The sequence below is a fragment of the Pseudoduganella namucuonensis genome, assembly GCF_900116645.1.
GTDB classification, from domain to species: domain Bacteria; phylum Pseudomonadota; class Gammaproteobacteria; order Burkholderiales; family Burkholderiaceae_D; genus Rugamonas; species Rugamonas namucuonensis.
This window is the reverse complement of sequence record NZ_FPBO01000028.1, coordinates 92,052-118,536: the sequence shown is the minus strand read 5'-3', so window position 1 is coordinate 118,536 and position 26,485 is coordinate 92,052. Positions and strand designations below refer to the sequence as shown.

Here is a 26,485-nt window from a genome sequence, read left to right as displayed (position 1 = left end):
TGGAGCGGGAGAAGAGTCTCGAACTCTCGACCTCAACCTTGGCAAGGTTGCGCTCTACCAACTGAGCTACTCCCGCTTCGTTCTCGCTGCGCGTTGTCATCAACAACAGGCCAGCATTATAGACCCTACAGAACCGTTGTCAAGGGCACTGGAAACGATTTATCTTAATTTTCCAGCATGCCGCTCTTTTCCTTGATCAGCGGCCAGGCTTTTTTCAGGTAGTAGAACATCGACCACACGGTCAGCACGCTGGCGATCCACAGCAGCTTGTCGCCCCAGAACTGGGTGTCGACGGCGCCGAACAGCACGTCGTGGTACAGCAGCATGGGGATGGCCGTCATCTGCGCGGCGGTCTTGATCTTGCCGATCGAGTTCACCGCCACCGACTTCGAGGCGCCGATCTGCGCCATCCATTCGCGCAGCGCGGAGATGGTGATCTCGCGGCCGATGATGATGAAGGCGAGGATGGCGTTGACCCGGTCCAGCTGTACCAGCACCAGCAGCGCGCCGGCCACCATCAGCTTGTCGGCCACCGGGTCGAGGAAGGCGCCGAAGGCGGAGGTCTGGTTCCAGCGCCGCGCCAGGAAGCCGTCGAACCAGTCCGTGATGGCGGCCACGATGAACACCACGGTCGCGGCCAGGTTGCGGTCCGCCACCGGGAGCCAGGGCGGCGGCAGGTAGTACACGCCCACCACCAGCGGGATCAGCGCGACGCGCAACCAGGTCAACAGAATCGGGATATTGAAGGGCATAGGTGACAGCGGCTCGTAATTATTATCAATGCGCCGCTAGTCTACCTTGCCGGGTGGCTAAGCACCAGCGAACACGGGGCTCTAGTGGAGTTGTTTGTAGATTTCTTCCGCCAGGGCGCTGGATATGCCCTCCACCGACATCAGGTCCTCCACGCTGGCGTTGACCACGCCGCGCAGGCCGCCGAAGCGCGCCAGCAGCTTCTGGCGCCGTTTGGCTCCGATGCCCTCGATCTCCTCCAGGCGCGAGGTCTGGCGCGTCTTGGCGCGCTTGGCGCGCATGCCGGTGATGGCGAAGCGGTGCGCCTCGTCGCGGATCTGCGCCACCAGCATCAGCGCGGCCGATTCCTTGCCCAGTTCCCGCGGCGCGCGGCCGTCCACGAACACCAGCGTCTCCAGGCCCACGCGGCGGCCCTCCCCTTTCGCCACGCCGACGATCAGGCCGATGTCCAGCCCCAGCTCGGAGAACACCTGGCGCGCCATCTCCACCTGCCCCTTGCCGCCGTCGATCAGCACCACGTCCGGCATCACGCCGTCGCCGTTGGCGACCTTCTCGTAGCGCCGCATCAGCACCTGGCGCATGGCGGCGTAATCGTCGCCCGGCGTGATGTCGTTGATGTTGTAGCGGCGGTATTCGCCGTTCTGCATCTGGTGGTGGTGGAACACCACGCACGAGGCCTGCGTGGCCTCGCCCTGCGTGTGCGAGATGTCGAAGCATTCCACGCGCAGCGTGTCCAGGTCGTCCGCCTCCAGCGCCAGCGCCTCGGCCAGCGCGCGCGTGCGCGATTGCTGCGAGCCCTGTTCGGACAGCAGCCGCGCCAGCGAGATCTCGGCGCCCTTCTGCGCCAGCTCCAGCCACTGGCGGCGCTGCCCCTGCGGCTGGAAGATCAGGTTGATGCGGTGGCCGCACTGCTCCTGCAGCGCGATCATCAGCTCCGGCTGGTCGTATTCGATGTTGAGGATCAGCGTGCCGGGGATGAACTTCTCGGTGTAGTGCTGCACCAGGAAGGCGCTCAGCACCTCCACCTCCGGCGCGGCCTCCGCGATGGCGGCGGCGTCGCCGAAGTGGGACGGGAAGTAGGCGCGGTCGCCCAGGTGGCGGCCGCCGCGCACCATGGCCAGGTTGACGCAGGCGCGTCCGCCCTGCACCAGCACGGCGATGATGTCGACGTCGGCGTCGCCCGTGGTCTCCATGCTTTGCTGGTGCAGCACCTTGGACAGCGACTGGATCTGGTTGCGCACCGAGGCGGCCTGCTCGAACTTGAGGTCGGCGGCGTAGGCGTGCATCTTCTTTTCGAGATCCTCCATCACTTCGCTGGTGCGCCCGCGCAGGAAGCGCGCGGCGTTGTCCACGTCCATCTTGTAGTCCTCGACGGCGATGGCGTCCACGCAGGGCGCGCTGCAGCGGCCGATCTGGTGCAGCAGGCAGGGGCGCGTGCGGTTGGCGTAGACGCTGTCCTCGCAGGTGCGCAACAGGAACACCTTCTGCAGGATCTGCATCGATTCCTTCACCGCCCAGGCGCTGGGGAAGGGACCGAAGTACTGGTTGCGCTTGTCCACCGCGCCGCGGTAGTAGACCATGCGCGGCACGGCGTCGCCGGTGATCTTCAGGTAGGGGTAGGACTTGTCGTCACGGAACAGGATGTTGAAGCGCGGCTGCAGGGCCTTGATCAGGTTGTTCTCGAGGATCAGCGCCTCGGCCTCGCTGTGCGTGACCGTGGTTTCCAGGCGCGCGATGCGCTCGACCATCATGGCGATGCGCGGGCTGGCCAGGTTCTTCTGGAAGTAGCTCGACACGCGCTTCTTCAGGTCGCGCGCCTTGCCCACGTAGAGCACGTTGTCGGCGGCGTCGAAATAGCGGTACACGCCCGGCAGGTTGGGCAGCTTGGCCACCGTGGCCAGCACCTGCGCGCGCGCATCAATGGTCTCGCCCGGGGTTTCGTCGTTTGCGTCTGTCATTGATTTATACGGTTTCCGGGGCCTGTTCGACGATCACGAAAGCGACCGCGTATTCCGCCTCGTCGCTCACGCTCACCTGCGACGACAGGCGGTGGCTTTGCATGAATTCGGCCAGCGTGCCGCTGCACACCATCACCGGCTTGCCGCTGTCCTCGTTGAGCAGCTGGGCGTTGCGCAGGGTCATGGGGCCGGCCACGCCGGTGCCGATGGCCTTGCCGAAGGCTTCCTTGGCGGCGAAGCGCGTGGCCAGGTAGCGCAGGCCGCGCGCGGCGCCGCCGCTGCCGTTGGCGCTGCGCTTCCGGTACTGCAGCAGTTCCTCCGGTCCCAATATCTTTTCCGCGAAGCGCGCGCCGCTGCGTTCCAGCGACTGCGCCACGCGCGAGATTTGGCAGATATCGGTGCCGACGCCGTAGATCATTTCGCGCCCAGCCTCGTCGCGACCATGATGGCCTTCATTTCGCGCACGGCGTTTTCCCAGCCGACGAACACGGCGTGCGCGACGATGGCGTGGCCGATGTTCAGTTCCACGATGCCGGGAATGGCGGCGATGGCCTGCACGTTGGTGTAGTGCAGGCCGTGACCGGCGTTGACCTTCAGCCCGCGCTGCGCGCCGAACAGCACGCCGGCCTTGACGCGCTCCAGCTCGGCGGCCTGCTCCGCGCCCTCGGTGTCGGCGTAGCGGCCGGTGTGCAGCTCGATGACGGGCGCGCCGGATTCGGCGGCGGCGGCGATCTGCTGCTCGTCGGCGTCGATGAACAGGCTGACGCGGATGCCCTCGGCCTGCAGCTGCCGGACGGCGGCCTGCACCTCGTTGAAGTGGCCGGCCACGTCCAGGCCGCCCTCGGTGGTGACCTCGGTGCGCTTCTCGGGCACCAGGCACACGTCGGCCGGCTTGATGGAACAGGCGAAGTCCAGCATCTCCCGGGTGACGGCGGCCTCCAGGTTCATGCGGGTGACCAGCTGCGGCGCCAGCGCGATCACGTCGGCGTCCTTGATGTGGCGGCGGTCCTCGCGCAGGTGCAGGGTGATGCAGTCGGCGCCGGCTTGCTCGGCCAGCAGCGCGGCGCGGATCGGGTCGGGATAGGCGGTGCCGCGCGCGTTGCGCAAGGTGGCCACGTGGTCGATGTTGACGCCCAGGTCGATGACGGGGCCGGAGGGGAACAGGAAGCTCATGGTCTTGGATGGGTTGTTGACAGCCGCTTTACAGCTGCATCAGGTCGATCAGTATCTGGCGCGTGTTCAGCGGCGCGCCTCCCAGGTGATGCGCCAGCAGGAAGCGCATCAGTTGCTTGCTTTGCGCCTGCGTGGCGGCGTCTTGGTAGTCCTCGCGCTCCATGTCCAGCAGGGTCTTGCCGGACACGCGCGGCGCCTGGTCCGCCGCCCGCTCCGGGCGCGGACCGCGTTCGGGGTCCACCACGTACACCACCTCCGCCCTCACCCGCTCGCGGGTGTCGGCGCAGCGCGCGAGGTCGGCGGCGACGCCGGTTTCCTTCAACAGCGCGCGCTCGAACTTGCGCAGCACGATGGGCGCGGGTTCATTATGCGCCAACTGGTTCAGGGTGGACACGTAGTGGTTGAACAGGTCGGGATGGGCGTCGTCGCGCGCCAGCAGCTTGACCAGCAGCTCGTTGAGGTAGAAGCCGCACAGCAGCGCGGTCTTCTCCAGCGGCAGCATGCCGCCCACCCATTCGGCGTCGGTCAGCGTGCGCAGTTCGTTCTTGCCGGTCCAGCTGGCGGACAGGGGCTGGAATGTTTGCAGCACGCCGCGCAGCTGCGAGTGCGGGCGCTTGGCGCCCTTGGCGATCAGGGCCACGCGGCCGTAGTCGCGCGTCAGCATGTCGACGATGAGGCTGGTTTCCTTGTAGGGATAGCTGTGCAGCACGAAGGCCGGCTGCCCCGCGACGCGGGTGCCGACCGTGCGTTCGCGCGCGGGGGCGCGGGGTCGCTTGGGTTCCGCCGCGGCGCTCACAGACATTCCCGGAATGGCATTACTCGTAGCCGTAGGCGCGCAATCCCGCTTCGTTGTCGGCCCAGCCGGACTTGACCTTGACCCAGATCTCCAGGTACACCGGGCCGCCGAACAGCTTTTCCATGTCCAGCCGGGCCTGGGTGGAGACGTCCTTCAGGCGCGCGCCCTTGTTGCCGATGATCATGGACTTGTGCGTGTCGCGCTCGACCAGGATGGCGGCGAAGACGCGGCGCAGATTGCCCTCCTGCTCGAACTTCTCGATCAGCACGGTGCTGGTGTAGGGCAGCTCGTCGCCGACGAAGCGGAACAGCTTTTCGCGCACGATCTCCGAGGCCAGGAACTTCTCGCTGCGGTCGGTGATGTCGTCCGCGCCGAACACCGGCTCGTTCTCGGGCAGCAGGCGCTTGATCTCGTCCTGCAGGCCGTCCAGCTGGAAGCGCAGCTTGGCCGACACCGGCACGATGGCCGCGAAGTCGTGCTTGGCCGCCACCTGCTGCGCGAACGGCATCAGCGTGGCCTTGTCCTTCACGCGGTCCGCCTTGTTGATCACCAGGATCACGGGCACCGATTTGGGCAGCAGGTCCACCACCTGCTGGTCCTGCGGGCCGAAGGTGCCGGCCTCGATCACGTACAGGATCACGTCCGACGAGTCCAGCGTGTTGGTGACGGTCTTGTTCAGCGTCTTGTTCAGCGCGTTGGCGTGGCGGGTCTGGAAGCCGGGCGTGTCCACGTAGATGAACTGGGCGTCGTCCAGGGTCTGGATGCCGGTGATGCGGTGGCGCGTGGTTTGCGCCTTGCGCGAGGTGATGCTGACCTTGGCGCCGATGAGCATGTTCATCAGCGTCGATTTGCCCACGTTGGGACGGCCGACGATGGCGATGTAGCCGCAGCGGAAGCCGGCGGGGGTGGTTTCGGTGTTCATGTGTGACCTGCTTATTTTAAGATTTGGCTACTTTGCCATCGCCAGCGGCCTTGCCTTTTGGGGCGGCCGGTTCGGGGTCGGTCTCGCCCTGGATGGTGGCGATGCCGGCCAGCTTCAGCTGGGCGCCGCGCTGGCGTGGCTTGCGCGCGGCGGCCGGCGTTTTCTGCAACGCCTGCTCCGCCACTTCCAGCGCCAGCTTGGCGGCGGCCTGTTCGCCGGCGCGGCGGCTGCCGCCGCGGCCATAGACCTGGATGCCCAGCTTGGGCACCAGGCACTCGATTTCAAACTCCTGGCTGTGCGCGGCGCCATGGGTGGCCACCACATTGTACAGCGGCAGCGAGATCTTCTTGCTTTGCAAGAATTCCTGCAGCAGGGTCTTGGCGTCCTTGCCCAGGGTTTGCGGGTCCACGCTGTCCAGGATGGGGATGTAGAAGGCGCGTATCACCTTGGCGGCGGCGTCGAAGCTGGTGTCCAGGAAGATCGCGCCCAGCAGCGCCTCCAGCGTGTCGGCCAGGATGGACGGGCGGCGGAATCCGCCCGACTTCAGCTCGCCCTCGCCCAGGCGCAGGAACTGCGACAGTTCCAGCTTCTGCGCGATCTCGTACAGCGATTGCTGCTTGACCAGGTTGGCGCGCAGGCGCGACAGGTCGCCCTCGTCGATGCCGCTGTAGCGCTCGTACAGGATCGAGGCGACCACGCAGTTCAGGATGGAGTCGCCCAGGAATTCCAGGCGTTCGTTATGCAAACTGCTGTGGCTACGGTGCGTCAAGGCTTGCTGCAGAAGGCCAGCATCCTGGAACGTGTAGCCTAAACGGGTTTGCAATAACTGTAGATTCATGGACTCGTGTTTCTTTATTGTTCTGGTTTGGGTTTGGCCGCCGCCACGCCCGATTTCGAGGTGGTGCCGGCGTATTCCAGCAACAGGCTGGCCGGGCCGACCAGCGGGATTTTCTTGTCGTAGGCGAAGCTCACCTCCAGCCCGCCCTCTTCCCGCTCGATGATCAGGTCGCGGCCGGTGATGGCGGTGATGTAGCCCACCTCGGCGCTCTTGTCGAAGGACGTCATGATCTCCTTCGGCGTGCTGCCGGCGCCCTTGGCGGTGACGATGGCCGACGAGATGGCGCGGTACTCGGAATAGGTGGGGACGATTTTCATCCCCAGCACCCCGAGCACGCCCAGCACGGCCAGCGTCAGGATCAGGCCGACGAGGGAAATACCCTGCTGCTTGTGCATGCCACGCATATGCGATCTCCTAGAGTGTGCTTAGTTGATGCTTAGTTGATGCTGCCGATACGCTTCAGCGGATTGCTGAAGTTCATCCAGACGAAGAAGGCCTTGCCGACGATGTTCTTGTCCGGCACGAAGCCCCAGTAGCGGCTGTCCGCGCTGTTGTCGCGGTTATCACCCATCATGAAGTAGTTTCCGGCCGGAACGGTGCAGGTGAAACCCTCGTAGCGGTAGGTGCAGTTCTCGCTGTGCGGGAAGTCCTTCACGTCGCCCAGGTTCACGTTCGGCGCGCCCTCGGTCAGGATGACGCGGTGCTCGACGTTGGCCAGGCTTTCCTTGTACTGCTTGGAGTACAGCAGGCTGTCGTCGTTCAGGTAGTCGTCCAGCGCGGTGTACTTCACCGCTTGGCCGTTCACCGTCAGGCGCTTGTTTTCATAGGTGATTTTATCACCGGGCACGCCGATCACCCGCTTGATGTAGTCCTGGCTCATGTCGCGCGGATACTTGAACACCATCACGTCGCCGCGCTGCGGATCGTTCAGCTCGATGATCTTCTTGTTGATGATGGGCAGGCGCACGCCGTAGGTGAACTTGTTCACCAGGATCAGGTCGCCGATCAGCAGGGTCGGCACCATCGACGAGGACGGGATCTTGAACGGCTCGTACAGGAAGGAGCGCAGGATGAACACCAGGGCGATCACCGGGAAGAAGCTGCCCGAGTACTCGACCCAGGTCGGCTGGCGCAGCTGCGCGGCCTCGATCTCGGCGCGGTTGCTGTTGTTGTCCAGCTTGATGCCGTCGGCGGTCAGCTTGGCGGTGCGGGCGTCGTACTCGGCCAGGGCGCGGTCGGCCGCGGCGCGGCGCTGCTTGGCCAGGTAGAACACGTCCAGGCACCAGATGACGCCGGTCACCACCATCAGGATGAACAATATCAGGGCAAAGTTGCTCAGAACGGCTTGCAGGGTCATTTCTCGTCCACTTGTAAGATTGCCAGGAAGGCTTCCTGTGGAATCTCCACCGAACCCACCTGTTTCATGCGTTTTTTACCGGCCTTCTGCTTCTCCAGCAGTTTCTTCTTGCGGCTGATGTCGCCGCCGTAGCACTTGGCCAGCACGTTCTTGCGCAGCGCCTTGACGTTCTCGCGCGAAATCACATTGACGCCGATGGCGGCCTGGATCGCCACGTCGAACATCTGGCGCGGGATCAGTTCGCGCATCTTGGCGGCCACCTGGCGGCCGCGGTAGGCGCTGTTCGAGCGGTGCACGATGATGGCCAGCGCGTCGACCCTGTCGCCGTTGATCAGCATGTCCACCTTGACCACGTCGGAGGTGCGGTATTCCTTGAACTCGTAGTCCATCGACGCGTAGCCGCGCGAGGTCGATTTCAGCTTGTCGAAGAAGTCCAGCACGATCTCGCCCATCGGCATCTCGTACACCAGCTTGACTTGGCGGCCGTGGTAGCTCATGTCCATCTGCACGCCGCGCTTGCCGATGCACAGCGTGATCACCGAGCCCACGTATTCCTGCGGCATGTACAGATTGACCGTGACGATGGGTTCGCGGATCTCGTTGATCTTGGTCGGCTCCGGCATGCGCGAGGGGTTGTCCACCTTGACGACGCTGTTGTCGCGCATCACCACCTCGTACACCACGGTGGGCGCCGTCGTGATCAGGTCCTGGTCGAACTCGCGCTCCAGGCGCTCCTGCACGATTTCCATGTGCAGCAGGCCCAGGAAGCCGCAGCGGAAGCCGAAGCCCAGCGCCTGCGACACCTCGGGCTCGTACATCAGCGCGGCGTCGTTCAGTTTCAGCTTTTCCAGCGCGTCGCGCAGCGCGTCGTACTGGTTGGCCTCGACCGGGAACAGGCCGGCGAACACCTGCGGCTGCACTTCCTTGAAGCCGGGCAGCGGCGCCGGCGCCGGACGGTTGGCCAGGGTGATGGTGTCGCCCACCTTGGCGGCCTTCAATTCCTTGATGCCGGCGATGATGAAGCCCACCTGGCCGGCCGACAGCTGCGGCAGCGACAGCGAACGCGGCGCGAACACGCCCACGTCCTCCACCAGCTGCAGCGACTCGGTCGCCATCAGCTTGATGCGGTCCTTCGGTTTCAGGGTGCCGTTCACCACGCGCACCAGCATGACCACGCCCACGTAGGCGTCGTACCAGGAGTCGACGATCAGCGCCTGCAGCGGCGCGTCCGGGTCGCCCTTCGGCGGCGGCACCTTGGCGATGATGGATTCGAGCACGTCGTCCACGCCGAAGCCGGTCTTGGCCGAGCAGTGCACGGCGTCGCCGGCCTCGATGCCGATCACGTCCTCGATCTCGGCGATGGCGCTGGGCGGGTCGGCGTTCGGCAGGTCGATCTTGTTCAGCACGGGCACCACTTCCACGCCCAGGTCCAGCGCGGTGTAACAGTTGGCCACGGTCTGGGCCTCGACGCCCTGCGACGCGTCCACCACCAGCAGCGCGCCCTCGCAGGCGGACAGCGAGCGGCTGACCTCGTAGGAGAAGTCGACGTGGCCGGGGGTGTCGATCAGGTTCAGGTTGTAGATCTGGCCGTCGCGCGCCTTGTATTGCAGGGCGGCGGTTTGCGCCTTGATGGTGATGCCGCGCTCGCGCTCCAGATCCATCGAATCGAGCACCTGCGACTCCATCTCGCGCTCGGACAGGCCGCCGCACAGCTGGATGATGCGGTCGGCCAGCGTCGATTTACCGTGGTCGATGTGGGCGATGATGGAGAAATTGCGTATGTTGTTCATTAAACAAATCTAAAAAAGACGAACTGCCTCGAGTAGGCAAACAAAAAAAGCGCGACAAAAAAAGCGCTCCGGGCGGGGCGTGGATGCCCTGGCGAGCGCTTTTGTTACTATCACTGCAAGGAAACAAGAGCTTTCCAACCCCCGCATTTTACCGGATTTCAGAGGGGAAAGCCCGGTTTAATGCTGCGAACCGGGCGCCGTTGGCTGATTTACACGGGATTTTGGGCGGCCAGGGCCCGCCTCACGGCGTTTTCGTCGAGGAAGTAATGGCACAGTTCGGGCTGGTCCAGGCCGGCGAACAGCACCGGGACCAGTTCGTCGAAACGGGCCACCAGGGCCTCGTCGGCGTCCACGTCGATGACGTCGACGGTGAAGGGGCGCTCGGGGGTCTGGAACGCGTTGAGGGCGTCCAGCATGTCCTGGCAGAGGTGGCAGTAGCCGCGGGAGTAGAGGGTGAAGTGCATGAAAAACTTTGAACCCGAAGCGAAGGGCTGGGGGTCAGACCCAATGGGTCCGACCCCGGAATTTGCCGTTGGGTTTATTTGGTCACCGGGCGCAGCGGGATGAACTGCGCCACGTCGCCGCGGCGCACCAGCACCACGTGCGCCTTCTTCGGATCGAGCTTGGCCACCAGCGCGTTGAATTGCTTGGCGTCCTTGATCTCCACGTTGTTCAGCTGCAGCAGGATGTCGCCCTGGCGCAGGCCGGCCTTGGCGGCCGTGCCCTCGGTGGCGTCGACCACCACGCCGCCGTCCAGCTGCGTCTCCTTGCGCTGCGCCGCCGTCAGGTCGCTGACCTTGAAGCCCAGCGCGTTGAAGGCGGCCATCTCGGGCTTGGCCTTCTCGGCCGGACCGCCGGCCTTGGCCGTCTTGTCCGCCTCCAGCTCCACCACCGTCACCGGCAGGTCCAGCTGCGCGCCCTTGCGCCACACGGTCACCACGGCCTTGCTGCCCAGCGCGGTGCCGCCCACCAGGCGCGGCAGGTCGGACGAGCGGTTGATCTGCACGCCGTTGAACTTGAGGATGATGTCGCCGGCCTTGACGCCGCCCTTGTCGGCGGGGCCGCCCGGCTCCACCAGCGTCACCTCGGCGCCCTGCGAGCCCTTCAGGCCCAGCGACTCGGCCACTTCCTTGCTCAGCTCGCCGATCTGCACGCCGATGCGGCCGCGGGTGACCTTGCCGGATTTCTTCAGCTGGTCGGCCACGCGCATGGCCTCGTCGATGGGCACGGCGAAGGAGATGCCGTTGTAGCCGCCGGACAGGGTGGCGATCTGCGAATTGATGCCGATCACCTCGCCGCGCATATTGATCAGGGGGCCGCCCGAGTTGCCGGGGTTGACCGCCACGTCGCTCTGGATCAGCGGCAGGTATTCGCCGGTGTCGCGCGACTTGGCCGAGATGATGCCGGCCGTGACCGTGTTTTCCAGGTTGAACGGCGAGCCGATCGCCACCACCCACTCGCCCACGCGGATCTTGTCCGAGTCGCCGATGGTCAGGCTGGGCAGCTTGGCGCCGTCGATCTTGAGCAGGGCCACGTCGGTGCGGGCGTCCGCGCCCAGCACCTTGGCCTTGAATTCGCGCTTGTCGGTCAAGGTCACGTAGACCTCGTCGGCGCCGTCCACCACGTGGGCGTTGGTCAGCACGTAGCCGTCCGGCGAGGTGATGAAGCCGGAACCGACGCCGCGCTGCACCTCGTCGCCCTGCTGCTGCGGCGTGCCGCGCCGTCCGCGCGGGGCCTGGCCCGGATTGCGCGGGGTGGGCACCGCGCCGCCGAAGAAGCGCCGCAGGAACTCCTGCATCTCCTCCTCGCCCGGCTGCGCCCCGGCGCCGCCCTGGCTCAACTTGACGCGCTCGGTGGTGCGGATGTTGACGACGGCCGGGCCGACCTTGTCGACCATGTCGGCGAAATCGGGCAGGCCGGCGACGGTGGAGGCCGCCTGCGCCATGGGCGCCAGGCCCAGCACAGCAGGGGCAAACAGGACACCCGCGCTCAGCATCAGCGCGGACAGCGTTTTACTACCGGTAGAGAAGTTGGTTTTCATGGATGGCATCGGTTTGGTTTTTTCTGGATAGCTCGCCGGCCCCGCCGCCATGGGGCGCAGGGCACAGCACATGGTAAGCTAAAACGGGCGTTGCCGCATGCACAAGATATTGCGAACCGCAAGTTTTTCAAGGGGGAGATTTGCGCTGGATCGCATCCTGCGCGGTGGGCAGCAGCGTCTGTTGATACGCGCGCAGAAGTTGCTGCGATACGCCCAGCCGCCGCCCGGCCTTAGGGGGTGGCCAGGATCGTGGCGGGCGGCGCGCCCTCCTGCTCCGCCTCGGCGGCGTCCGGCGCCGGCCGCGGCTTGGCGGGTGACCGGCGGCGCGGCGCGCGCGCGCCCGGTGCCGGCTCGGCGTCCAGCCGCGCGGCGAGACTGGCGGCGAAGCCCTCGCTCAGTTCCGGCTGGTCCGCGCGCAAGGTCTCGCCGATGGCGCGGTAGCTGCGCCACGTGGCCTGCCCCGCCGGCTCCGACAGCTCGGCCATCGCCTGCTCGGTGTCCAGCCCGGCCAGTTCGCCGTCCATCAGCGCGGAGAGTCGTTGTTTCTTGTGCATGTCTTCCGGTCCAGTTGTCAAAGGCCTACCAGCGCCTGTCCGCAGCCCGCTCCAGCAAGGGCTTCAGCTTCTCCGCCACCACCTCGCGCGCCCGGAAAATGCGGCTGCGCACGGTGCCGATCGGGCAGGCCATGATGTCGGCGATCTCCTCATAGCTCAGGCCCTCTATCTCGCGCAGCACGATGGCCGTGCGCAGGTCCACCGGCAGCGCGTCGATGGCCGCGTTGACCGTCTGCGCGATCTGCTTGGTGGCCAGCATGGATTCCGGCGTGCTGATGTCGTGCAGCTGTTCGCCATGCTCTTGCCCCTCCGCCTGTTCGGCGTCCGTGCCCGTCGACGTCGGCGTGCGGCGGTTTTGCCCGGCGAGATGGTTCTTCGCCGTGTTCACCCCGATACGGTACAGCCAAGTATAAAACGCCGAGTCGCCGCGGAAATGCCGCAGCGCGCGATACGCCTTAATAAAGGTTTCCTGTACCACATCCTCCGCCTCCACCGGGTCGTGCACGATGCGCGCGAGCAAGCGCAGCAGCCTGCGCTGGTACTTGGCCACCAGTAGGTCGAACGCCTGCCGCTCGCCTTCCTTGGCCCGATCCACCAGCAACTGATCGCTTTCGCGTTCTGTCGTCACGCCGTGTTCCCCGGTGGCGGCAGCGGGCTCTATACTGCCTTAGAGCAAGCTTACCGCAAGAAGTTCAAAGATTTTTCTCCGCGCAGGCGCGGCACGCGAGCGCCAGCGGACGGAACTCGCCGGGCGCCACGCTGTCCGGCAGCACCACCAGCAGCGCCGCGCCGCCATCGTCGCGCCGCAAGGGCAGCACCAGCAGCCAGGGCCACAGCAGCGCGCCGCCCAGCAGCGTCACGCGCTCGCCGGCGCCCCCCTCTGCATGCAGGTATACCGCCAGCCGTAGCTGGCCGACACGCGAAATGTCAATTCGGTGCGCCTTCGCGTGGGCGCCGTAAAGAATCGGCGGACATAGCCCCGCGAGGGCAGCCAGCGCCATGACGGGGGGCAAAGCCGCGGCGATCAGGCGCGGGCCGGCCAGCGGCGCGCCGGTCAGCGCCAGCCACGCGGCGGCGGCCAGCAGCGCCATGGCGAACGCCGTCCGCAGCCGGCGCAGGCATGGGGATGGACGAACAATGGCGGTGACCTCGATAGTCATGACCACAGTAAAAACAAGGGAGTTACGGCGGATGGCCGGGCGTCGGGTGCCGGCGGGCGCCGGCACCGACTCAGCGCTCACTCCGGTTCGACCGGAGCGAGGCTGAAAGGTTCAAACTTTTCCGAACACGAGGCTGCCGTTGGTGCCGCCGAAGCCGAACGAGTTTTTCACCGCGTACTGGATCTTCATGTCGCGCGCCACGTTGGCGCAGAAGTCCAGGTCGCAGGCGGGGTCCTGGTTGAAGATGTTGATGGTCGGCGGCACCACTTGGTGGTGGATGGCCAGTACCGTAAACACCGCTTCCAGACCGCCGGCGCCGCCCAGCAGGTGGCCCGTCATGGACTTGGTCGAGCTGACCACCATCTGCTTGGCGTGGTCGCCGAAGGTGCGCTTGATGCCCACCACTTCCGCCTGGTCGCCCAGTGGCGTGGAGGTGCCGTGCGCGTTCACGTATTGCACCTGGTCCGGGTTGATGCCGGAGTTTTTCAGGGCCGCGATCACCGCCTTGCTGCCGCCGCTGCCGTCTTCCAGCGGCGACGTCATGTGGTAGGCGTCCGCCGTCATGCCGAAGCCGTGGACTTCCGCGTAGATCCTGGCGCCGCGCGCTTTCGCGTGCTCGTACTCTTCCAGCACCATGACGCCGGCGCCCTCGCCCAGCACGAAGCCGTCGCGGTCCTTGTCCCATGGACGGGACGCGGTCGCGGGGTCGTCGTTGCGGCTGGACAGCGCGCGCGCCGTGGCGAAGCCGCCCAGGCCCAGCGGGGACACGGTCGATTCCGCGCCGCCGGCCACCATCACGTCGGCGTCGCCGTACTCGATCAGGCGGGCCGCCGCGCCAATGCTGTGCAGGCCGGTGGTGCAGGCCGTCACGATCGCCAGGTTGGGGCCGCGCATGCCGTACTTGATGGACAGGTTGCCCGAAATCATATTGATGATCGAGGCCGGCACGAAGAACGGCGAGATACGGCGCGGTCCGCGCTTGTCGTAATCGGCCTTTTGCTCTTCGATCATCGGCAGGCCGCCGATGCCGGAACCGATGATGACACCGACGCGGTCGGCGTTTTCCTCGGTGACGACCAGGCCCGCGTCCTGGATCGCCTGAATGCCGGCTGCCATGCCAAAGTGGATGAACGTATCCATATGGCGCGCTTCCTTACCGGGGATGTAATCCTCGATATTGAAGCCCTTCACTTCACCGGCGAAGCGGGTAGAAAATGGCTGCGCATCAAACTTGGTGATGTTGGCGATCCCCGACTTACCCTCAGTAACTGCGCTCCACGCTTCGGCAATGGTATTGCCGACGGGTGACACGCAGCCGAGGCCGGTGACCACTACACGACGGTTTTTAGAACTCAAGCGATTCTCCTGGAGTCGATCGGGCAGGCTTAGGCAGCCTTGACGTGCGCGGTGGCGTAGTCGATGGCTTGCTGCACGGTGGTGATCTTCTCGGCTTGTTCGTCAGGGATTTCCATTTCGAACTCGTCTTCCAGTGCCATGACCAGTTCAACGGTGTCCAGGGAGTCAGCGCCCAGATCGTCAACGAACGACGATTCGGTTTTGATGTCTGCTTCTGCGACGCCCAGTTGTTCTGCGACGATCTTTTTTACGCGTTGTTCGATATCCGACATGTTATGGCTCCATTTTGTTTGTTACGGAAAGCGCGCATTTTATCAGGTTTGCGCGCTGAAAAACTAATTTCGGCTGCTGCTGCTATTTGCGCCGAAATCTCTCTTAAAAGATAGCAAAGCGCGGCTTACGGGCCGCGCGCGGCCATCAATTCATATACATACCGCCGTTCACGTGCAGGGTCGTGCCGGTGATATACGCCGCTTGCGGCGAGGCCAGGAAGGCGACCGCCGCGGCGATGTCCTCCGGCTTGCCCAGGCGGCCCAGCGGGATCTGCGTGAGCAGCGCCGCGTGCTGGTCGTCGCCCAGCGACTTGGTCATGTCGGTGTCGATGAAGCCCGGCGCCACGCTGTTGACGGTGATGTTGCGGCTGCCGATTTCGCGCGCCAGCGCGCGGCCCATGCCCTCCACGCCGGCCTTGGCCGCCGCGTAGTTCATCTGGCCCGGATTGCCGGCCGAGGCCACCACCGAGGTGATGTTGATGATACGCCCGGTCTTCGCTTTCATCATGCCCCGCAGGACGGCGCGCGACAGGCGGCCGACGGAACTGAGGTTGGTGGCGATGACGCTGTCCCATTCCTCGTCCTTCATGCGCATGGCCAATTGATCCTGCGTGATGCCGGCGTTGTTGACCAGGATGCCGACCGCGCCCCAGGTCTTGGTGATCTCGTCGATCACGGCCGCGCAGCGCACGGCGTCGGTCACGTTCAGCACCAGGCCCTTGCCGGCCTCGGGGCCGATCTCGGCCAGGTAGGCGGAAATGGCTTCGGCGCCGGCCTCGGTGGTGGCGGTGCCGATCACGCGCGCGCCCTGCTTGGCCAGTTCCTGCGCGATGGCCTTGCCGATGCCGCGCGATGCGCCCGTAACCAGGGCGACTTGATTTGCCAGAGTCATGTGTTTCCTTATCGATTAACTTATTTCAGCGAGGCCAGCACACGCTCCAGGGAGGCCTGGTCGGTGATGGCGTCGCCCACCAGGCGCGCGTCGATGCGTTTGGCCAGGCCCATCAGGACCTTGCCCGGGCCGCATTCGACCACCTGGGTGATGCCGTCGTTGGCGACCAGCTGCATGGTTTCCACCCAGCGCACGGGGCGCGCGGCCTGGCGCACCAGGGCGTCCTTGATGGCGGCCGGGTCGTTCACCACGGCCACGTCGACGTTGTTGATCAGGGCGATCCGCGGCGCCGAGAAATTCAGGCCGGCCATGTATTCGTTCAGGCGGTCCGACGCGGGCTTGAGCAGGGTCGAGTGGAACGGCGCGGACACCGGCAGCTTCATGGCGCGCTTGGCGCCCTTGGCCTTGGCGATCTCGCAGGCGCGTTCGACGGCGCCGGTATGGCCCGCGATCACCACTTGCGCGGGCGCGTTGAAGTTGACCGGCTCGACCACCTGGCTGGCGTCGGCCGCGGCGGCCTCGGCGCAGGCGGCGCGCACGTCGTCATCGGACAGGCCCAGCACCACGGCCATGCCGCCCTGGCCGACCGGCACGGCTTCCTGCATCGCCTGCGCGCGGAAGCGCACCAGCGGCACCGCGTCCTTGAAGGCGATCACGCCGGCGGCGACCAGTGCGGAATACTCGCCCAGGCTGTGGCCGGCCATCACCGACGGCACCGGGCCGCCGGCGGCGATCCAGGCGCGGTAGGCCGCGACGCCGGCCGTCAGCATGACGGGCTGGGTGTTGGTGGTCAGGTCCAGCGCTTCCTTCGGACCTTCGGCCATCAGCTTGCCGATGTCGAAACCGAGGGCGTCCGACGCCTCGGCGATGGTCTGCGCGACCACGGGATTGCCGGCGAAGCCGTCCATCATCGCGATCGCCTGCGAACCCTGGCCTGGGAATACAAATGCAAATTTGGTCATATCTGTCTCGTTCTTTTGTCAAAGGGGGCCAACGGCGGGAATCTTATGGTGTGGCACCCGCCGCGCCCCAAATGGGTAGAACTCTAATTCTAAAGAGGGCCCTTATTTTACCGCCTCGGGCCGAACCTTACATCCTCACGAGGACGGCGCCCCACGTGAAGCCGCCGCCTACGCCTTCCATCATCACGTGATCGCCCTTCTTGATGCGGCCATCGCGCACGGCGATGTCCAGCGCCAGCGGGATCGACGCGGCCGAGGTGTTGCCGTGCTGGTCCACCGTGACCACCATCTTTTCCAGCGGCATGCCCAGCTTCTTGGCGGTGCCCTTCATGATGCGGATGTTGGCCTGGTGCGGGATCAGCCAGTCGATCTGGCCGGCGGTCATGCCGGCGTGCTCCAGCGCCTCGTTGGCGACCTGCTCCAGCACCGTCACGGCCAGCTTGAACACCGCCGGGCCATCCATGAACAGGTAGGAACTACCCGCCACCGCGCCGCCGGACAGGTTGCCGGGGATGCTGAGGATGTCCGCGTGGCGGCCGTCGGCGTGCAGCTTGGTGGCCAGGATGCCCGGTTCCTCCGAGGCGCTCATGACAATGGCGCCGGCGCCGTCGCCGAACAGCACGCAGGTGGTGCGGTCCTCGAAATTGAGGATGCGCGAGAACACCTCGGAGCCGATCACCAGCACGTTCTTGTGCACGCCGGCCCTGATGAAGGCGTCGGCGGTCGAAACGGCGTAGACAAAGCCGCTGCAGACGGCCTGCACGTCCACCGCCGCGCTGTGGTTGGTCATGCCCAGCTTGCGCTGCACGATGCAGGCGGTGCTGGGGAAGCTGCCGAAGAAGTCCGGCGTGGAGCTGGCGACGATGATCAGGTCGATGTCATCGGGCTTCAGGCCGGCCATCTCCAGCGCTTTCCTGGCGGCGTGCACCGCCAGGTCCGACGAGTTCTGCTCGGGCGCCGCGTAGTGGCGCGCCGAGATGCCGCTGCGGCTGGTGATCCATTCGTCCGACGTCTCTATGCCCTTGGCCGCCAGTTGCACGGTCAGGTCCTCATTGGTCACTCGTTGTTCTGGCAGATAACTGCCGGTGCCTATAATTTTGCTGTACAAAGTCATCCGTATCGTCCCAGATAAGCGGGCCGGCTCGCGCGCGTGGCGTTATACCGGCTCTTGCGTTGTCTCCGTGCTGCGGGGCATCAGTTCGGCGATCATCGTCGACAAATGCGCCTGCACGTCATTTTTTGCAGCATCATACGCGCGCCGGATCGCCCATTCAAAGGAATAAGCGTCGGCTCCGCCGTGGCTCTTGAACACCAGGCCGCGCAGGCCCAGCAGACTGGCGCCGTTGTAGCGGGAAGGGTTGAACTTGTTTTTCATCGCCTTCAGCGCGCCATTGCCGATCAGCGCGCCCAGCATCGTGAAGATGTTGCGCTTGAATTCAGTGGTGATCACACTCTTGACGAAGTGGCCCAGGCCCTCGACGGCCTTCAAGGTCACATTGCCAACGAAACCGTCGCACACCACCAGATCGACCGTTCCCTTGAAAATATCGTTGCCTTCCACGTTGCCGTGGAAATTGAGCGCGCCGCGCTCGTGGTCGGCCTGCAGCAGCTTGCTGGTGAGCTTGACGACCTCGTTGCCCTTGATGTCCTCGGTGCCCACGTTCAGCAGGCCGATGGTCGGGCGCGCTATGCCCTCCATGGCGCTGACCAGCACGGAGCCCATGATGGCGAACTGGTGCAAATGGTGCGGCTCGCAATCGACATTCGCGCCCAGGTCCAGCATGTAGGTGGGGCCGTTCTTCTCGTTGGGCAGGATGCTGCAAATGGCGGGGCGGTCGACGCCGGCCATGGTCTTGAGCACGTAGCGCGAGACGGCCATCAGGGCGCCGGTGTTGCCGGCCGAGACGGCGGCGTGCGCCTTGCCGTCCTTGACTTGCTCGACCGCCACGCGCATCGAGGAGTCCTTCTTGCGGCGCAGCGCCACTTCGAGCGGATCGTCCATGGTCACCTGTTCGGAGGCGTGCTGGACGGAGATGCGGGGCAGGTTCTCGGCGTGGTGCTTTTTGAGCTCGGCGCGAATGACGTTTTCCAGGCCAACGAGGATCAGCTCGGCTTCGGGCTCCCGTTTAGCGAAGGAAATGGCGGCAGGAATGGTGACAGACGGGCCGTGATCTCCGCCCATGCAGTCGATGGATATTTTGATTGTCATTGTGGGACAAAATGCGAGGCTGACGGGTCAGTCCTGCAAGATACGAGTGGCGAGCTGTCGAATAACAGCCGGAAGAAAAGAAAAAAGCGGCGCCACGTCAGACCAACTCACGTCGCACCGCTTTTAATCTTGCTAAAAACGCCGATTACTCGTCGTTTTTGGTCTTCAGCACTTTACGGCCACGGTAGAAACCGTTAGGGCTGATGTGGTGACGCAGGTGCGTTTCACCGGTGGTTGGCTCGACCGCCAGGTTTGGTGCAACCAGGAAATCGTGCGAACGGTGCATACCGCGCTTCGATGGGGATTTCTTGTTCTGCTGAACTGCCATGATGACTCCTAATACATAAGTTCTAAAATTCTAACACAATCGACCGGCAAATACATGCGAATCGAGTATCCCTGCGGCAAAACTTTGCCGCATTGCCCTTCTTCTACTGCATACAACACAATGCCAATACTCGATCAACTGCACGCGTTTTGACACGTTCTTTACTACAACTTGTTCTGTGTGTTTATTTTTTCAGGTCTTTCAGACCTGCAAACGGCGACTTCTTCTCGGACTTCTGGGCGTCGAGCAGCGCCGTGTCCGGACACACCTCGTGCTTGGGCGTGTGCGGCAAGGCCAGCAGGGCCTCGTCTTCCACCAGGTACATCATGTCCATGTCGCGGGCGCCGACGATGACGTCGATGCTCTCGTCGTCGATGATGGATTCGATCTCATCGGCCTGCTCGTCGTCCTTGCCCAGCATCAGCAGCGTCGACGATTCCAGCGTGTGCGCGTAAGGCGCCATGCAGCGCTGGCAAACCAGTTGCACGGTGCCGGACACGGTCAGACGCAGTTGCGGAAAGCCGTGCTTGCTGGTGCCGCCCTCCACCTTCCAGGCGATCTCGCCGGAGGTATCGGCGCATTCCTTGGCCAGCCGGCTCATGTCGGCGACCGGTGTCACACCGTCGCGGCTCCCATTGGTCCGACTGAAATCAAAGGCGTCGATCACAAAGGCATTCATTAGCAGCGTTCCCCGGAAAACCTGCGATAATAACAGGATTTTCGCCGGCGCGCCGCATTTGCGTCGATCTCGCGCACAAATTTTGTGTCGGGATGACGGCGCACAGAGCATATAACAATTCTTCGCCAGGGGCCAGCATCAAATGCCAATTATTGAAAATTCGCCGCCGGGCCGGGCTCCGCGCCTGATCCTGGCGTCCAGCTCGGCCTACCGCCGCGAGCTGCTGTCGCGGCTGCGGCTGCCCTTCGACGTGGCCGTGCCCGATATCGACGAAAGCCCGCTACCGGGCGAGTCGCCCAGCGCCACCGCCCTGCGCCTGGCGCGCGAGAAAGCGTCCGCCGTCGCCCTGCGCCATCCCGGCTGCCTGGTGATCGGCTCCGACCAGGTCGCCACGCTGGACGGCGAGCAGATCGGCAAGCCCGGCGGCCACGCCGCCGCCCTGGCCCAACTGCGGAAAATGCGCGGGCGCGATGTGGTGTTCCACACCGCGCTGTGCCTGTGGGATGGACGCGACAGCACGGCCCAGGTCGAGGACATCCAGACCGTCGTGCGGTTCCGCGACCTGCCTGACGAGGAGCTGGACGCCTACCTGCGCATCGAGCAGCCCTACGACTGCGCCGGCAGCGCCAAGAACGAGGCGCTGGGCATCGCCATCCTGGAACGCATCGACAGCGGCGACCCGACCGCCCTCACCGGCCTGCCGCTAATCGCCCTGACGGGCATGCTGCGCAAGGCCGGCGTTTCCTTCTTCAACCTGAACCAAGACCACGGCCCAGTCCCTTCGGGATCGGAAGCGGCCCCATTGGGGCCGCTTCCCCCACTGGGTCTGACCCCGGTTTCTGCCGCTGGTTTTGGCTCGCATCAACAATGAATATGACCGGCACCCTCTTCCTCATCCCGAACACCCTGGGCGACACCGAATCGCTGGCCCACGTCATCCCCGAGCACGTGCAGGCCACCACGGCCGCCCTCGGCTATTTCGTGGCCGAGAACGCCAAGACGGCGCGCGCCTTCCTGAAACTGGTCGGCGCGCGGCACCCGCTGGCGCGTCCGCTGCAGGAAATCAAGATCGCCGAGCTGAACATCAACACCCCGCACGCCGCGCTGACGGGCCTGCTGGAGCCGCTGCTGGCCGGGCAGGACGCGGGGCTGGTGTCCGAGGCGGGCGTGCCCGCCGTGGCCGACCCCGGCGCGGACCTGGTGCGGCTGGCGCACCAGCACGGCATCCCCGTGCGGCCGCTGGTCGGCCCGTCGTCGCTGCTGCTGTCGGTGATGGCGAGCGGCCTGAACGGCCAGAGCTTCGCCTTCAACGGCTACCTGCCGACCGACGCCGCGCTGCGCGCCAAGCGCCTCAAGGAGCTGGAAATCCGCTCGCGCCACGAAAAGCAGACGCAGCTGTTCATTGAAACGCCCTACCGCAACGCCGCCATGCTGGAAGCCATCATCGCCAGCTGCCATGGGAGCACGCTGGTGTGCGTGGCCACCGACATCAGCCTGCCGTCCGAAAGCATCCGCACCATGACGGGCGCCCAATGGAAAAGCCTGCTCGCCTCGGGCAAGGCGCCGGACTTCCACAAGAAGCCCACGGTGTTCCTGCTGCTGGGGCAGTAAAAGCCCGGTCGGCCACGGGCCCGGGCGACCATGCTATATTGGCAAGATTATATTTTCACAAAGAATGATCATGCCAAAGCCATCTCCGCCAAACGGCGAATTCCTGCTCGGCGCGGCGCGCGTATTCTCGGGACTCCTGGCCGCGGCCATATTGGTGGCAAGCGTGCCGTTGACGTTTTTCGGCATGACGATGAAAATTCCTCCCGCCATCGTCGTGCTCGGCTCATTGACGTTTGTTTTGGGCTACATCCACATCGCCATCTACGGGCGCAAGATCCTCGCCTCCGTCGCGCAACGCAAAACAGCGGGCGCATTGCTCGCCATTCCAACGGCGCTGAGTTTCTGTGGATTGTTCTACGAACACGGGCTAGCCAAACCAGTGGCGGAACCGTTGCTGGTGATTACACTGTTCCTCGGCGCCTTGTTTTGCTGGCCCGGGGTTCGGGCCGACAAGCCAGGCTAGTGCACGCCCTGCCGGTAGTCGTTGACCCAGTCGTAGGCGGCCAGTTGGATCGCGTACAGGTCGGCCGGCGCCAGGTCCAGCTCCTGCAGCAGGTAGCCCAGGCCGGGACTGTCGGCGCCGCGCTCGGTGTGCTCGACCAGCGCCAGCATGCTGCCGTAGTTGCCGCGCCGGTGCAGCAGCGCGCCGCGCACCTCGTCCAGCACGTTCACGCTGTCCAGGATCTCCTCCATCCGCACCGAGAACAGCGTGTCCATCAGCGACATGATGCCGACCGTGAAACCGATGTCGGCGCCCGTCCGCTGGCCCGGATGCTTGTGCTCCATCAGCAGTTCCATGGTCTTGCCGCGCGTGGTGGCCAGCTGCAGCAGCGGCGAGTCGAAGTCCTGCTTCGGCCCGGATTTCACGTACAGCAGGATCTGCAGCCAGCGCTGCAGCTGGCGCCGCCCCAGCACGATCAGCGCGTGCCCGACCGAGTTGATGCGGAAGCGCGCGCCCACCGCCGGCGTGTTCACCAGCCGCAGCAGGTTCAGCGTGATCAGCACGTCGTGCTTGACCGCGCGTTCGATCTCGTTCTGGTCGGCGTCCGCGTTCAGCAGGTTGAGCAGGTGCAGGATGGCCATCTGCGACGGTTCGATTTTCTTGCCGCTGAGGATGACCGGGCGCGCGAAGTAGTAGCCCTGGAAGTATTCGAAGCCCAGGTCCATGCACTGCTGGAACTCCTCCACCGTCTCCACCTTCTCGGCCAGCAGCTTTTGCCTGGGATTGCGCAGATTCCTCGCCAGCGAATGGAGGCGGGCCGGCGGCATCTCGTGGATGTCGACCTTGATCACGTCCATCAGATCCTGCAGCTCGTGCACGTCCTCCGACTCGGCGACCACGTCGTCCAGCGCGAAGCGGAAGCCGGCGTCCTTCAGCTCGCGCACGCGTTTCAACACCTCCGGCGTCGCGCGCACCGTTTCCAGGATTTCGAGGATGACCTTGTCGTTGGGCAGGAAATGGATGAAGTCGCTCATCAGCCCCACCGCGTCCACGTTGACGAAAGCCATCTGGTCGCCCACCACGTGGCCCATGCCCAGCTCGGACGCGTGGGCGATCACGGTGGCGGTGGCGGAGGCGTCGTCGCCGACCTCGGCGTATTCCACGTCCGCGTGGCGGAACAGCAGCTCGTACGCGACCAGGCGCTGGTTGCGGTTGAGAATGGGCTGGCGGGCCAGGTAAAACTGGTTGGCGAGCGCGGGGGCGATCTGGACAGGCATACCAATGGTCATGGCTGGCCTCTATGCAAGGGATTCCGGGCCGCGCGGGCGCTGCGGGGATGCGCGGCAAGCTTGCCGGAACCGTTATTCACGCGCGCTCCGGTTACTTCAAGCCTATCCCTTTAGTAAATCCTTGACAATGTTTATTTGACAAATATCATTGCAACGGCCGAGGCCGTTGTTGCGCCGGATCGACGCGCCGCCCCGCCCGCGGTCACGGGCGGCGCGGCTTGCGCGGCCCGGCGCCGCGGGGACCGTCGGTGCCCAGCTTGGCAACCGCCTTGGCGCCGGCCGGACGGCTGTAGCTGGCGCCCGGCGAACCCGGACGGCCCGTGGCCGCGCCCGGCGTGCCGGGACGCGACGAGGTGCGCAGGCTGCCGCGCGGCGCGGTCGGCGCGTTGTTGCCGCGCAGGCTACCGCCGGGACCGATGGCGCGCGGCGAGATCGGCGCGCGCAGGCCGCCGCGCGGATTGTTCTCGGTCTGCTGCAGCGAACCGGCGCGCGGCGCGGTGGCGGCGGTGCCCGATTCCAGCACGAAGGTGGCGCCGGCGTCCTCGCCCAACACTTCTTTCAGGTAGGGCATCACTTCCTTCAGCGTCGCCTCCAGCGTGTACGGCGGATTGACGATGAACATGCCGCTGCTGTGCAGGCCGCCGAAGCCATCCGGTCCCGGCGTGCGGATCGTCAGCGTGACGTTCAGCCACTCCGTGCCCTTGACGTGCTTCATGCGCTCGGCGAAGTTGCGCGCCTCGATGCGCTGCAGGATCGGGTACCAGATGGCGTAGGTGCCGGCCGGGAAGCGCTTGGTGGCGTCGTTCAGCATCTCCACCACCTTGCGGTAGTCCTGCTTGTCCTCGTACGGCGGGTCGCACAGCACCACGGCGCGGCGCGACGGCGGCGGCAGCAGGCCCTTCAGTTCATGGAAGCCGTCGCCGCGCGTGACCAGCACGCGTTTGCCGCGCACGGTGGAGCGGATGCCCTGCGCGGCCTTGTGCTCGTCCAGCTTGCGGAAGTTGTCGGTCAGGATCTTGGAGTCTGCCGGGTGCAGCTCGTACAGGCGCAGGCGGTCCTGCTCGCGCGCGACCTGGTCGGCGCAGTACGGCGAGCCGGGGTAGTAGCGCAGCTTGCCGCTGGGGTTCATGCCCTTGATCAGCGCCACGTACTCGGCCAGCGCGGCCGGCATGTCGGTGCGGTCCCACAGGGGGCCGATGCCGGTCTCGTATTCCGCGTTCTTCGAGGCGAAGGTACCGTCCAGCGCGTACACGCCCGCACCGGCGTGGGTGTCGATGTAGCTGTAGGCGGCGTCCTTCTGGTTCATATACTGAAGCAGCTGGATCAGCACGAAATGCTTCAGCACATCGGCGTGGTTGCCGGCGTGAAAGCCGTGGCGGTAACTGAACATGGGGAATTCCTTAGACGTAGCGGTGTGAAGCTGAACAAGCTATAAGAGCGCATTATACCTAAGGAAAAAAGGCCGCAGGCCAGGGAGGGCTGGCAGGCGGCCGCGAGTTGGCGGGGGAGGCTCCCCGCCCGATCAGTCGTCAGGCGACTTTTTTGCTATCGAAGAATTGCTCGTTTTCCGTCGAGCCGTGCAGCGCGGTGGTCGAGCTCTGGCCCTGCTGGATGGCCTGGGTGACCGCGTCGAAGTAGCCGGTGCCCACCTCGCGCTGGTGCTTCACGGCCGTGAAGCCCTTCTCGGCCGCCTGGAACTCGGCCTCCTGCAGTTCCACGAAGGCCGACATGTGGCGCCGCGCGTAACCGTGCGCCAGGTTGAACATGCCGTGGTTCAGCGAGTGGAAACCGGCCAGCGTGATGAACTGGAACTTGTAGCCCATGGCGCCCAGCTCGCGCTGGAACTTGGCGATGGTGGCGTCGTCCAGGTTCTTCTTCCAGTTGAACGAGGGAGAGCAGTTATAGGCCAGCATCTTGCCCGGGAACCTCTCGTGCACGGCGGCCGCGAACTCCCTGGCGAAGACCAGGTCGGGCCGGCCAGTTTCGCACCACACCAAGTCGGAGTACGGCGCGTAGGCCAGCGCGCGGGACACGGCCTGGTCGATGCCGGGGCGCACCTTGTAGAAACCCTCGACGGTGCGCTCGCCGGTGCAGAACGCGCGGTCGTTGGGGTCCACGTCCGAGGTCAGCAGGTCGGCCGCCTCGGCGTCGGTGCGGGCGATCACCAGCGTCGAGGTGCCCATCACGTCGGCCGCCAGGCGCGCGGCGGTCAGCTTCTCGATCGCCTCGCGGGTCGGCACCAGCACCTTGCCGCCCATGTGGCCGCACTTCTTCACGGAGGCCAACTGGTCCTCGAAGTGCACGCCGGCGGCGCCCGCCTCTATCATGGATTTCATCAGCTCGTAGGCGTTCAGCACGCCGCCGAAGCCGGCCTCCGCGTCGGCCACGATGGGCGCGAAGTAGTCGATGTCGTCCTTGCCCTCGGACCATTGGATCTGGTCGGCGCGCTGGAAGGTGTTGTTGATGCGGCGCACCACCATCGGCACCGAGTTGGCCGGGTACAGCGACTGGTCCGGATACATTTCGCCGGCCAGGTTGGCGTCGCCGGCGACCTACCAGCCGGACAGGTAGATCGCCTTCAGCCCGGCCTTCACCTGCTGCATGGCCTGGTTGCCGGTCAGCGCGCCCAGCGCGTTGACGAAGGGCTCGTTGTTGACCAGGTCCCACAGCTTTTCCGCGCCGCGCCGCGCGAGCGTGTGTTCTATCCTCAGGGAGCCGCGCAGCCGGACCACGTCGTCCGCCGTGTAGCTCCGGGTCACGCCATTCCAGCGCGGATGGGTGTCCCATTCCTTTTGCAGTTCGGCCGCTTGCTGTTCACGCGTTGCCATGGTGGTTCTCCTTGCTGAATAAACGAAATCCTTTAGAAACATGGTAGGCCGTATTGTTCAGCGCAGCAATGGTCTTATATAAGATACATGAGCAAATATAATCGTTTAAAAATCAATAATTTAAATTTCATTTTTCATGATACGGCAAGACATTTCTTCCAATGAAAGCCGCCGCGTGCGGCACAGCCGCATGCGTTTCGCGATGTGGAATATAAATTCCACGGCATGAAAACATTGAAATTTCTCAATGGATACATGAATTTCTTTATTGAAACGAT

28 protein-coding genes, 1 tRNA gene and 1 pseudogene are annotated in these 26,485 nt (G+C 64.9%); 3 read left to right on the top strand and 27 right to left on the bottom strand.

Annotated features, from left to right (window positions below):
- The 24 genes from BM436_RS25110 to BM436_RS24995 all read right to left on the bottom strand — a co-directional run bounded on the left by BM436_RS25110 (position 1) and on the right by BM436_RS24995 (position 20,037).
- A tRNA-Gly gene (locus BM436_RS25110) sits at positions 1 to 76 on the bottom strand.
- 88 nt (positions 77 to 164) lie between these two features.
- Positions 165 to 752, bottom strand: coding sequence for a CDP-diacylglycerol--glycerol-3-phosphate 3-phosphatidyltransferase (gene pgsA / locus BM436_RS25105; protein ID WP_093558265.1), 588 nt, complete (start codon positions 750 to 752; stop codon positions 165 to 167).
- A gap of 81 nt (positions 753 to 833) precedes the next feature.
- Entirely contained in the window at positions 834 to 2,708 is a 1,875-nt protein-coding gene (uvrC, locus tag BM436_RS25100) for an excinuclease ABC subunit UvrC (protein ID WP_093558264.1), read from the bottom strand.
- 4 nt (positions 2,709 to 2,712) lie between these two features.
- Entirely contained in the window at positions 2,713 to 3,126 is a 414-nt protein-coding gene (gene acpS / locus BM436_RS25095; RefSeq protein ID WP_093558263.1) for a holo-ACP synthase, read from the bottom strand.
- The gene (gene pdxJ / locus BM436_RS25090) at positions 3,123 to 3,881 is read right to left on the bottom strand and encodes a pyridoxine 5'-phosphate synthase (RefSeq protein ID WP_093558262.1); all 759 of its coding nucleotides are present in this window, start codon (positions 3,879 to 3,881) and stop codon (positions 3,123 to 3,125) included. Before pdxJ ends, acpS begins: the two co-directional genes overlap by 4 nt.
- A 28-nt stretch (positions 3,882 to 3,909) precedes the next feature.
- Complete coding sequence (gene recO, locus BM436_RS25085) at positions 3,910 to 4,683, bottom strand: DNA repair protein RecO (protein WP_093558261.1); 774 nt, start codon at positions 4,681 to 4,683, stop codon at positions 3,910 to 3,912.
- 13 nt (positions 4,684 to 4,696) lie between these two features.
- On the bottom strand, positions 4,697 to 5,599 hold the full coding sequence (gene era / locus BM436_RS25080) for a GTPase Era (protein ID WP_093558260.1): 903 nt from the start codon (positions 5,597 to 5,599) through the stop codon (positions 4,697 to 4,699).
- Between the two features lie 16 nt (positions 5,600 to 5,615).
- A complete protein-coding gene (gene rnc / locus BM436_RS25075; protein ID WP_093558259.1) occupies positions 5,616 to 6,437 on the bottom strand; it encodes a ribonuclease III in 822 nt (273 codons plus the stop codon).
- A 14-nt stretch (positions 6,438 to 6,451) separates the two neighbouring features.
- Positions 6,452 to 6,841 carry a DUF4845 domain-containing protein gene (locus BM436_RS25070; protein WP_307666155.1) on the bottom strand — a complete coding sequence of 130 codons (390 nt, stop codon included), beginning with the start codon at positions 6,839 to 6,841 and terminating at the stop codon, positions 6,452 to 6,454.
- A 32-nt stretch (positions 6,842 to 6,873) separates the two neighbouring features.
- Entirely contained in the window at positions 6,874 to 7,794 is a 921-nt protein-coding gene (gene lepB / locus BM436_RS25065) for a signal peptidase I (RefSeq protein ID WP_093558258.1), read from the bottom strand.
- Complete coding sequence (gene lepA / locus BM436_RS25060; RefSeq protein ID WP_093558257.1) at positions 7,791 to 9,584, bottom strand: translation elongation factor 4; 1,794 nt, start codon at positions 9,582 to 9,584, stop codon at positions 7,791 to 7,793. The genes lepB and lepA overlap by 4 nt, the downstream gene beginning before the upstream one ends.
- A gap of 209 nt (positions 9,585 to 9,793) precedes the next feature.
- Positions 9,794 to 10,048, bottom strand: a complete 255-nt coding sequence (locus BM436_RS25055) for a glutaredoxin family protein (RefSeq protein ID WP_093558256.1) — start codon at positions 10,046 to 10,048, stop codon at positions 9,794 to 9,796.
- 74 nt (positions 10,049 to 10,122) lie between these two features.
- Complete coding sequence (locus BM436_RS25050; RefSeq protein ID WP_093558255.1) at positions 10,123 to 11,625, bottom strand: DegQ family serine endoprotease; 1,503 nt, start codon at positions 11,623 to 11,625, stop codon at positions 10,123 to 10,125.
- A 230-nt stretch (positions 11,626 to 11,855) separates the two neighbouring features.
- Positions 11,856 to 12,179, bottom strand: a complete 324-nt coding sequence (locus BM436_RS25045; protein WP_093558254.1) for a sigma-E factor negative regulatory protein — start codon at positions 12,177 to 12,179, stop codon at positions 11,856 to 11,858.
- A 25-nt stretch (positions 12,180 to 12,204) separates the two neighbouring features.
- Complete coding sequence (gene rpoE, locus BM436_RS25040) at positions 12,205 to 12,807, bottom strand: RNA polymerase sigma factor RpoE (protein ID WP_093558253.1); 603 nt, start codon at positions 12,805 to 12,807, stop codon at positions 12,205 to 12,207.
- A gap of 64 nt (positions 12,808 to 12,871) precedes the next feature.
- Positions 12,872 to 13,339: a hypothetical protein gene (locus BM436_RS25035; RefSeq protein WP_143133304.1), complete on the bottom strand. Its 468-nt coding sequence runs from the start codon at positions 13,337 to 13,339 to the stop codon at positions 12,872 to 12,874.
- A gap of 111 nt (positions 13,340 to 13,450) precedes the next feature.
- Positions 13,451 to 14,695: a beta-ketoacyl-ACP synthase II gene (gene fabF, locus BM436_RS25030; RefSeq protein WP_093558251.1), complete on the bottom strand. Its 1,245-nt coding sequence runs from the start codon at positions 14,693 to 14,695 to the stop codon at positions 13,451 to 13,453.
- 29 nt (positions 14,696 to 14,724) lie between these two features.
- Positions 14,725 to 14,967 carry an acyl carrier protein gene (acpP, locus tag BM436_RS25025; protein ID WP_093558250.1) on the bottom strand — a complete coding sequence of 81 codons (243 nt, stop codon included), beginning with the start codon at positions 14,965 to 14,967 and terminating at the stop codon, positions 14,725 to 14,727.
- A gap of 145 nt (positions 14,968 to 15,112) precedes the next feature.
- Positions 15,113 to 15,859: a 3-oxoacyl-ACP reductase FabG gene (gene fabG, locus BM436_RS25020; RefSeq protein ID WP_093558249.1), complete on the bottom strand. Its 747-nt coding sequence runs from the start codon at positions 15,857 to 15,859 to the stop codon at positions 15,113 to 15,115.
- Positions 15,860 to 15,879: 20 nt separating this feature from the next.
- Positions 15,880 to 16,821 (bottom strand): ACP S-malonyltransferase, encoded by a 942-nt coding sequence (fabD, locus tag BM436_RS25015; RefSeq protein WP_093558248.1) that lies wholly within the window; start codon positions 16,819 to 16,821, stop codon positions 15,880 to 15,882.
- 127 nt (positions 16,822 to 16,948) lie between these two features.
- Positions 16,949 to 17,935 carry a beta-ketoacyl-ACP synthase III gene (locus BM436_RS25010; protein WP_093558247.1) on the bottom strand — a complete coding sequence of 329 codons (987 nt, stop codon included), beginning with the start codon at positions 17,933 to 17,935 and terminating at the stop codon, positions 16,949 to 16,951.
- A gap of 42 nt (positions 17,936 to 17,977) precedes the next feature.
- Positions 17,978 to 19,030, bottom strand: a complete 1,053-nt coding sequence (gene plsX, locus BM436_RS25005; protein WP_093558246.1) for a phosphate acyltransferase PlsX — start codon at positions 19,028 to 19,030, stop codon at positions 17,978 to 17,980.
- Between the two features lie 145 nt (positions 19,031 to 19,175).
- Positions 19,176 to 19,358, bottom strand: a complete 183-nt coding sequence (gene rpmF, locus BM436_RS25000; RefSeq protein WP_028104096.1) for a 50S ribosomal protein L32 — start codon at positions 19,356 to 19,358, stop codon at positions 19,176 to 19,178.
- 184 nt (positions 19,359 to 19,542) lie between these two features.
- On the bottom strand, positions 19,543 to 20,037 hold the full coding sequence (locus tag BM436_RS24995) for a YceD family protein (protein ID WP_093558245.1): 495 nt from the start codon (positions 20,035 to 20,037) through the stop codon (positions 19,543 to 19,545).
- Positions 20,038 to 20,179: 142 nt separating this feature from the next.
- Here BM436_RS24995 and BM436_RS24990 point away from each other — a divergent pair, with 142 nt between their 5' ends.
- The 3 genes from BM436_RS24990 (at position 20,180) to BM436_RS24980 (ending at position 22,111) form a co-directional block, all read left to right on the top strand.
- Complete coding sequence (locus BM436_RS24990) at positions 20,180 to 20,908, top strand: Maf-like protein (RefSeq protein WP_093558244.1); 729 nt, start codon at positions 20,180 to 20,182, stop codon at positions 20,906 to 20,908.
- 2 nt (positions 20,909 to 20,910) lie between these two features.
- Positions 20,911 to 21,648, top strand: a complete 738-nt coding sequence (locus tag BM436_RS24985) for an SAM-dependent methyltransferase (protein WP_093558243.1) — start codon at positions 20,911 to 20,913, stop codon at positions 21,646 to 21,648.
- A 70-nt stretch (positions 21,649 to 21,718) separates the two neighbouring features.
- On the top strand, positions 21,719 to 22,111 hold the full coding sequence (locus BM436_RS24980; protein WP_143133303.1) for a hypothetical protein: 393 nt from the start codon (positions 21,719 to 21,721) through the stop codon (positions 22,109 to 22,111).
- Here BM436_RS24980 and BM436_RS24975 read toward each other — a convergent pair.
- The 3 genes and pseudogenes from BM436_RS24975 to aceA all read right to left on the bottom strand — a co-directional run bounded on the left by BM436_RS24975 (position 22,108) and on the right by aceA (position 26,207).
- A complete protein-coding gene (locus tag BM436_RS24975) occupies positions 22,108 to 23,379 on the bottom strand; it encodes an EAL and HDOD domain-containing protein (RefSeq protein ID WP_093558241.1) in 1,272 nt (423 codons plus the stop codon). The two genes, BM436_RS24980 and BM436_RS24975, sit on opposite strands and share 4 nt — an antisense overlap.
- A 202-nt stretch (positions 23,380 to 23,581) precedes the next feature.
- Positions 23,582 to 24,769, bottom strand: a complete 1,188-nt coding sequence (locus BM436_RS24970) for a 23S rRNA (adenine(2030)-N(6))-methyltransferase RlmJ (protein WP_093558240.1) — start codon at positions 24,767 to 24,769, stop codon at positions 23,582 to 23,584.
- A 139-nt stretch (positions 24,770 to 24,908) separates the two neighbouring features.
- Positions 24,909 to 26,207 (bottom strand): annotated as a pseudogene (gene aceA, locus BM436_RS24965) (isocitrate lyase).
- Between the last annotated feature and the right edge of the window lie 278 nt (positions 26,208 to 26,485).

Bases quoted from the DNA above. Each gene is read 5' to 3' on its own strand.
- pgsA (WP_093558265.1), bottom strand. From the start codon at position 752: ATGCCCTTCAATATCCCGATTCTGTTGACCTGGTTGCGCGTCGCGCTG.
- uvrC (WP_093558264.1), bottom strand. From the start codon at position 2,708: ATGACAGACGCAAACGACGAAACCCCGGGCGAGACCATTGATGCGCGC.
- acpS (WP_093558263.1), bottom strand. From the start codon at position 3,126: ATGATCTACGGCGTCGGCACCGATATCTGCCAAATCTCGCGCGTGGCG.
- pdxJ (WP_093558262.1), bottom strand. From the start codon at position 3,881: ATGAGCTTCCTGTTCCCCTCCGGCCCCGTCATCGACCTGGGCGTCAAC.
- recO (WP_093558261.1), bottom strand. From the start codon at position 4,683: ATGTCTGTGAGCGCCGCGGCGGAACCCAAGCGACCCCGCGCCCCCGCG.
- era (WP_093558260.1), bottom strand. From the start codon at position 5,599: ATGAACACCGAAACCACCCCCGCCGGCTTCCGCTGCGGCTACATCGCC.
- rnc (WP_093558259.1), bottom strand. From the start codon at position 6,437: ATGAATCTACAGTTATTGCAAACCCGTTTAGGCTACACGTTCCAGGAT.
- BM436_RS25070 (WP_307666155.1), bottom strand. From the start codon at position 6,841: ATGCGTGGCATGCACAAGCAGCAGGGTATTTCCCTCGTCGGCCTGATC.
- lepB (WP_093558258.1), bottom strand. From the start codon at position 7,794: ATGACCCTGCAAGCCGTTCTGAGCAACTTTGCCCTGATATTGTTCATC.
- lepA (WP_093558257.1), bottom strand. From the start codon at position 9,584: ATGAACAACATACGCAATTTCTCCATCATCGCCCACATCGACCACGGT.
- BM436_RS25055 (WP_093558256.1), bottom strand. From the start codon at position 10,048: ATGCACTTCACCCTCTACTCCCGCGGCTACTGCCACCTCTGCCAGGAC.
- BM436_RS25050 (WP_093558255.1), bottom strand. From the start codon at position 11,625: ATGAAAACCAACTTCTCTACCGGTAGTAAAACGCTGTCCGCGCTGATG.
- BM436_RS25045 (WP_093558254.1), bottom strand. From the start codon at position 12,179: ATGCACAAGAAACAACGACTCTCCGCGCTGATGGACGGCGAACTGGCC.
- BM436_RS25035 (WP_143133304.1), bottom strand. From the start codon at position 13,339: ATGACTATCGAGGTCACCGCCATTGTTCGTCCATCCCCATGCCTGCGC.
- acpP (WP_093558250.1), bottom strand. From the start codon at position 14,967: ATGTCGGATATCGAACAACGCGTAAAAAAGATCGTCGCAGAACAACTG.
- fabG (WP_093558249.1), bottom strand. From the start codon at position 15,859: ATGACTCTGGCAAATCAAGTCGCCCTGGTTACGGGCGCATCGCGCGGC.
- fabD (WP_093558248.1), bottom strand. From the start codon at position 16,821: ATGACCAAATTTGCATTTGTATTCCCAGGCCAGGGTTCGCAGGCGATC.
- BM436_RS25010 (WP_093558247.1), bottom strand. From the start codon at position 17,935: ATGACTTTGTACAGCAAAATTATAGGCACCGGCAGTTATCTGCCAGAA.
- plsX (WP_093558246.1), bottom strand. From the start codon at position 19,030: ATGACAATCAAAATATCCATCGACTGCATGGGCGGAGATCACGGCCCG.
- rpmF (WP_028104096.1), bottom strand. From the start codon at position 19,358: ATGGCAGTTCAGCAGAACAAGAAATCCCCATCGAAGCGCGGTATGCAC.
- BM436_RS24995 (WP_093558245.1), bottom strand. From the start codon at position 20,037: ATGAATGCCTTTGTGATCGACGCCTTTGATTTCAGTCGGACCAATGGG.
- BM436_RS24990 (WP_093558244.1), top strand. From the start codon at position 20,180: ATGCCAATTATTGAAAATTCGCCGCCGGGCCGGGCTCCGCGCCTGATC.
- BM436_RS24985 (WP_093558243.1), top strand. From the start codon at position 20,911: ATGACCGGCACCCTCTTCCTCATCCCGAACACCCTGGGCGACACCGAA.
- BM436_RS24980 (WP_143133303.1), top strand. From the start codon at position 21,719: ATGCCAAAGCCATCTCCGCCAAACGGCGAATTCCTGCTCGGCGCGGCG.
- BM436_RS24975 (WP_093558241.1), bottom strand. From the start codon at position 23,379: ATGACCATTGGTATGCCTGTCCAGATCGCCCCCGCGCTCGCCAACCAG.
- BM436_RS24970 (WP_093558240.1), bottom strand. From the start codon at position 24,769: ATGTTCAGTTACCGCCACGGCTTTCACGCCGGCAACCACGCCGATGTG.